This is a genomic window from Saprospira grandis DSM 2844 (assembly GCF_000275825.1).
Lineage (GTDB): Bacteria > Bacteroidota > Bacteroidia > Chitinophagales > Saprospiraceae > Saprospira > Saprospira grandis_A.
The window spans coordinates 3997584-4003605 of record NZ_JH719942.1 but is presented as its reverse complement, the minus strand read 5'-3'; the positions used below and the strand labels follow the sequence as shown (position 1 = coordinate 4003605).

6 protein-coding genes are annotated in these 6022 nt (G+C 42.7%); all 6 read right to left on the bottom strand.

Annotated features, from left to right (window positions below; translation table 11 throughout):
- On the bottom strand, positions 1 to 189 hold a 189-nt coding region (locus SAPGRDRAFT_RS23300; RefSeq protein ID WP_002660770.1), incomplete at its 3' end, for a hypothetical protein.
- A 37-nt stretch (positions 190 to 226) separates the two neighbouring features.
- Positions 227 to 1243, bottom strand: a complete 1017-nt coding sequence (locus tag SAPGRDRAFT_RS22610) for an RHS repeat domain-containing protein (RefSeq protein ID WP_002660768.1) — start codon at positions 1241 to 1243, stop codon at positions 227 to 229.
- A gap of 640 nt (positions 1244 to 1883) precedes the next feature.
- Positions 1884 to 2234 (bottom strand): hypothetical protein, encoded by a 351-nt coding sequence (locus tag SAPGRDRAFT_RS17750; RefSeq protein WP_002660767.1) that lies wholly within the window; start codon positions 2232 to 2234, stop codon positions 1884 to 1886.
- A 14-nt stretch (positions 2235 to 2248) separates the two neighbouring features.
- Positions 2249 to 3529 (bottom strand): RHS repeat domain-containing protein, encoded by a 1281-nt coding sequence (locus tag SAPGRDRAFT_RS22605; RefSeq protein ID WP_081492053.1) that lies wholly within the window; start codon positions 3527 to 3529, stop codon positions 2249 to 2251.
- Between the two features lie 606 nt (positions 3530 to 4135).
- Positions 4136 to 4519 (bottom strand): hypothetical protein, encoded by a 384-nt coding sequence (locus tag SAPGRDRAFT_RS17735; RefSeq protein WP_002660764.1) that lies wholly within the window; start codon positions 4517 to 4519, stop codon positions 4136 to 4138.
- A complete protein-coding gene (locus SAPGRDRAFT_RS22600) occupies positions 4503 to 5762 on the bottom strand; it encodes an RHS repeat domain-containing protein (protein WP_156001999.1) in 1260 nt (419 codons plus the stop codon). Before SAPGRDRAFT_RS22600 ends, SAPGRDRAFT_RS17735 begins: the two co-directional genes overlap by 17 nt.
- Positions 5763 to 6022: the final 260 nt, after the last annotated feature.

The window sequence follows — 6022 nt, the reverse complement described above, 5'->3', positions numbered from 1 at the left end:
TGCGGCACCGACTACCTGATCAGGCAACTTTGGAGAGGTCTTCAATAAGGTTTTAGATAGAAGTTTTGCTCCTACCTTCGCAGTTATTTTTCCAACTGCATGAGCTACAAGATCATCAATTAAACCGAGTCCTCCACCTAATGCTCCTGTAAACGGATCATCTACAGGATCAATTCTACCCGAAGCCATAGGACGGATTCTGTTCCCAAACTGCTCATCATGATCATTAACTTTCTAGCTCATCAACAGAGTGATGTACTGCTTGTCCAAGCTTATAGCCCAAATCATCAAAGTAATCTACGACATGAACTTCTCTATTCCCCTCACTATCCATTGGAGAATCACCATAACTTACAGACTTTAAGATAGGCTTTTGGCCCTTGTCCATTGTGTAATAGAACTCCTTCTCCAAGCCGTCTAAATCTACACTTCTAACTACATCTCCTTCCGCAAAAGCATAGCAGCTATTCCATGGAAAGCTTTTTGCCAACGGATCCACACTCAAAAACTTCCCTATACTCGGATTATACAATCTGAAGCCATAATCCTGTATATTTTGCGTCCCCCAATCTCGGTCATCCTCCTTCCCATTAAACCCAAAACGACACCCCTCCCCACTCACAAACTTGCGGCCTGGCATTTCCCAACCAAATGGGTAGTACAAACTAGCCGAAGATACCTGCGCCAAATAATAATCTGCCTGTCCAGTTTGGCTGCTGTCTTGACCCAAGGATTTATCACTGACCGTAGCCAGTACGTTGCCTAGGTGGTTGGACAGCTCATAGCGGCGGCGGCCCAGCTCTAGTTGCTGGTAGCTGCTTTGCGCTACTCCCATCAAGGTTCTAAAAGCTAAGGCTTCATCTCCTCCTGTATGTCCAGATTCATTTCTAAATCTTAAAAATAAAGGTTTTTTCAAGATTCCCAAACGGGCCGAGCCATATAAATGCAGCTCCTCTAAATACAGGCTATCTTTGTCATCGACCAGCGCAATATTTTCTTCATTGTACTGATAAACCGCCAGCACATTCCCCTGCGGGTCACGGACATAATACTGCCCCTCTGACCGAATATCTACAGGACCATCTACATACAATTTCTTCTTGGCCAAGCGGTTGCCCATGGGGTCGTACTCATATTGCAAGACCGAGGGGCCCGGCTTGCCCGCCTCAAAATGAACCTCCTGTACCTTGCCTTGTACGGTCCAGACAATCTTCTCAATCTGCTCCGAGCTATCTCGAACCAAATTGCCGATTTCGTCATATTCATAGTTTTCTGAGGATGTTTTTGGGGCCTGCCGCCAAAGGCGGCCGGGCCCTTTCAGGGCTCGCAGGTCTGCTCGGCCCTGCGCCAGCAAGCTGGCTGGGTCTGCCGCTGCGCGGCACCCTTGCAGGCCCCTAGGCCTGCGGCCCTTCGGCCACCCCTAGGGCCAAGGCCCTAGGCTATCGAAAAAAACACCATCCCCTCATTCGAGGGGATTTTTCTTTGCGGTTGTGGTTGGACGGTTGTTGTTTTTCTTGGAGCAAACCTTTTCCATTTTCCAGCAAACAAGGGCTTTAGCCCGCTAGTTTGCATAGTCTACAACCATGGGCTTCAGCCCATGGGCCCAAAACCGCCCAAGAAAACAGCCAAAAGAAAAAGACAGTTGAGCGGCCTAGCGATGTGTAGGGGTGGCCGAAGGCCAGACCCAGCGGGCGAAGCCCGCGCAGGGCCGAGCGAGCAGCGAGCCCCGAAACGTAGCGCCGCAAGGCAAAGCCGCAGCGGAGGCCCCTAAAACACAGCAATAAGAACATTAAATGTAAAAGCCAGAATAAAAGCAGTGAGCTCTGTAATTTTTGTCTCGCAAAATTAGCCGAGTATAGACGTAAACTAATACGGACGAACACCTATTTCCTTTTAAATTTCAATTCATCACCTAAATAAATTGTTGAAATCCCATCATATTTAAATATGGGTGTACAAATTTTACCTTCGTAGCAGATTTCTAATTTATCAAATTCTTCCCATTCATCAAAGATGATAGATGATTGGACTATTCTATATTTGCCTTCAAAAAAAACCTTACCATTTTCTTTTAATTGAAAATCATAGCTCTTTTTAAGAATAATTCTCGCATCTGCACTTCCAACAAAAGTATATTCCCCACACACATCTTTTTGAAAAAAAATAAATAATAAAACAACCACAAAGAAAGCAGCAACAATTAACCACCTTTTTTTCAATCTCTTTTCAGACATAAGTAATATTTATATTATTCTCGACTATTTTCCATTGGATCACCTGCGTTTGCATCTTTTTTAGCTTTAAGTTCTATATCTTTCATTTTATATGAAAACTTAAAATATTGCCATTTAGAAGCTAAAAGTTTTCCCTTTTCATAATAGTTCTCCCCCATATGGAGCATCAATGAATTTCTAGATGTTACATTAACTATTTTTACATTTACATTATCATTCTCCTTATCATATGAAACATATGCAATTGCTCCCCCTATAAAAAAAGATGATGATGTTGCTGCAAAATGTCTCATATAAGATTTAGGCCATGAAAGAGGATTTTTATTAGGGCTAAATTCTATTCCTACAGAGAAAAATTGTCCTTCTTCCATTTCACGAACAACATCAAATCCTTTATTTTGTACAGCATTAAAAATATCAGATTTTATATACCATACATTTGAGAGATCTTTAGTTATTGCATGTTTTTCATCAAATACTCTTTCTGTTGGCCCCGTTTGAGTAGCATACTCGTACAGTAAGATATTAGCTGTTTTATCTGCATCTGTTTTGAATATTTCCTGTTTTTCTGATTCCCCATAAGTCTTCACTTCAGAATCTCTATAACGAGAAAAATTTTCCATTGCATTTGAAGCTCTTTTATCTAATGTTTGTGTAAATATTTCTGAAGGGACTTTTCTTAATGATTCGCCTACACTCCCTAGCATATCTTCTGCCTTTTGCACAAAAAGTGAAGTAGCTCCATCAATTATATGTTTCATATAATCACCATAATATTGTTCCTCCAACCCATCCAAATCAACAGCCCAAATCGGCATATTCCCCGCAAACTGATAGGGCGTATACCAAGGATAATCCGGACTCAAGGGATCCACACTCAAAAACTTCCCTATACTCGGATTATACAACCTAAAGCCATAATCCTGAATATTTTGCGTCCCCCAATCTCGGTCATCTTCCACCCCATTAAACCCAAAACGATAGTCCTCCCCACTCACAAACTTACGGCCTGGCATTTCCCAACCGAAGGGGTAGTATAAGTTTGCCGAAGAAACCTGCGCCAAATAATAATCTGCCTGCCCCGTTTGGCTGCTGTCTTGGCCCAAGGATTTATCGCTGACCGTAGCCAGTACGTTGCCTAGGTGGTTGGACAGCTCATAGCGGCGGCGGCCCAGCTCTAGTTGCTGGTAGCTGCTTTGCGCCAAAGCCGTTTTGGCTAATGTTCTAATAGACCAATTAGCCGTCCCCGACTCATCCCGATACCTTAAAGCTAAGGCTTTTTTCAAGATTCCCAAACGAGCAGAGCCGTATAAATGCAACTCCTCCAGATAAAGACTATCTCTATCCCCAACTACAGCTATATTCGCTTCATTAAATTGATAAACCGATCATATACAAAATGCCAATAACCGCCTAGGGACAAGCCCCTAGGCTAGCTTTTTCAGACAGCCCTCTGCGAGGGCCTTTGGATATGGCCCTTCTCTGCAAAAACAGATGAGCAAGGCCAACTATATGAGCAGTTGAGGCCCTTTAGGGCTGACTCCATGGGATTAGCCTAGGGGCTTGTCCCTAGGCGATGAATTGCAGGCGGCAAAGCCGCCATGGCCGAAGGCCAAACGGCCTAGCGATGGTAGGCAGTGCGGCGCAGCCGCAGACCAAGCAAAAACTTGTTTTTTGCGCAGGGCCGAGCGAACAGCGAGCCCCGAAACGTAGCGCCCGCCCAAGGCGGGAGGCCCCTAAATTTCAAATAATGAATTAGAGTTATCTGATAATCAAAACTATTTTACAAAGTTAAGAAACTGCAGATACCCTCTATTTCTATAACTTAGTACATGATTAACAACTAGTGCCGTAGCCTCTCTCAAGAACTCTGACACTAGCGAAAAGAGTACTACTTTCTATTAAGGTACTAGTACCTTTAAATCTATTATATTCTTTTGATTTTCAATTTCTACAATCAATACTTTTACATCAACAATGTTTGAATCGCCTAAACATTGTATCCCACCTTCAAGATAATACAACCAATTTCCATTATTCATTTTTTTTTCTGGAGCCCCAAGTTTTGAACGAATATTTCTAATATCGACTCCAACTATTTTAGTCTTATTTTCAATTAACAACTGAAAATTATTTGCTCTAAAAGACCCGCACCCCTTTTTATCTCTCCTCCATTGCTTAAAAAAAGCATCATTAAAAATCACGACTTCTCCCCTACTTCTTACACAGGAAAAAAATAATGTCGCAATTATAATTATACAGCTTAACCTAATCTCCTTTCTCATGATACTCATTTTTTAGGGTTCCTAAATCAGCCTTACCTTCATGATCAAACTGTAGTTGATCTAGTCCAAGATTTTCTATATCTTTTTGAGTTACTTTCCTTTTATTTGGGTCTACTGTTGCACCCTCTTCAAGTTGTAATGCATCAAAACCTGCATAATGTCCTTTCGTAATTGTCCCCATACGTGTTATACTTTTCGTGCTATTCCATTGATAGTCTGAATCTACTATTGACCCTCTAGGAGCCATAATAGATATCCCTTCAGGCACACCACGTAGATCAGCAGCTGACGCGTACTTATTGTTTCCATACGAAATCAAAACATTTCCAGTTGGATGATCTAATCCCCAACTATGCCCCATTTCATGTCCTTCCGTTTTAGTATTATTGTGCTCAACATTTGACAACTTCCATACTCCTGTATTGCACCCCAAACAATCCATATAGGAAATACCTACTGAAGTATTATCTTCAATACGAACATAATTATTCTTTATATTTTTATTCTTTTTTATGTCTTCCTCGCTTATTAAGGCATTATCCTCAGCTGTAATTTCAAACTTAACATTGTATGTAACCCCTCCTATGTTAACCGTTCCTTTCGCAGCATTCCAAGTCTCCTCGATATCCTGTGCAGTTTGAACTGCCAATGCTTCTGAAGAACGATCACCATAGAAAATGATGTGTGCAGATACTGTTATAGTTTTAGATTCTTTATCTATTGTAACTTCTCCACTCTCACCAGTAGGGTCATTTTTGTACATTGGACTATTATCCATTGCTGCATATGGACTTAGACTAGGATACTTCGATTGTAAAGGATCCACAGACCACCATCGGCCAATTCTCCCATCATAATTTCTTGCGCCAAAGTCAAGATTTCCATCTGCAATCTCAGGATTTCCTTCCTTCCCATTAAACCCAAAACGATACTCCTCCCCACTCAAAAACTTGCGCCCAGGCATTTCCCAACCAAATGGGTAGTATAAGTTTGCCGAAGACAGCTGCGCCAGATAATAATCTGCCTGTCCAGTTTGGCTGCTGTCTTGGCCCAAAGATTTATCGCTGACCGTAGCTAGTACATTGCCTAAGTGGTTAGAGAGCTCGTAGCGGCGGCGGCCCAGCTCTAGTTGCTGGTAGCTGCTTTGCGCCAAAGCCGTTTTGAACAGGCTCCCAGCAGGCAAACCAACGGTCCCCGACTCATCCCGATACCTTAAAGCTAAGGCTTTTTTCAAGATTCCCAAACGGGCCGAGCCATATAAATGCAGCTCCTCCAGATACAAACTATCTTTATCATCGACCAGCGCAATATTTTCTTCATTGTACTGATAAACCGATCATATACAAAATGCCAATAACCGCCTAGGGACAAGCCCCTAGGCGATGAATGGCAGGCGGCGAAGCCGCCATGGCCGAAGGCCAAACGGCCTAGCGATGGTAGGCAGTGCGGCAAAGCCGCAGACCAAGCAAAAACTTGTTTTTTGCGCAGGGCCGAGCGAACAGC

What these genes read in the sequence shown, in the direction of transcription:
- SAPGRDRAFT_RS17735 (WP_002660764.1), bottom strand. Translation starts at nt 4,519, where the DNA reads ATGAGAAAGGAGATTAGGTTAAGCTGTATAATTATAATTGCGACATTA.
- SAPGRDRAFT_RS17750 (WP_002660767.1), bottom strand. Translation starts at nt 2,234, where the DNA reads ATGTCTGAAAAGAGATTGAAAAAAAGGTGGTTAATTGTTGCTGCTTTC.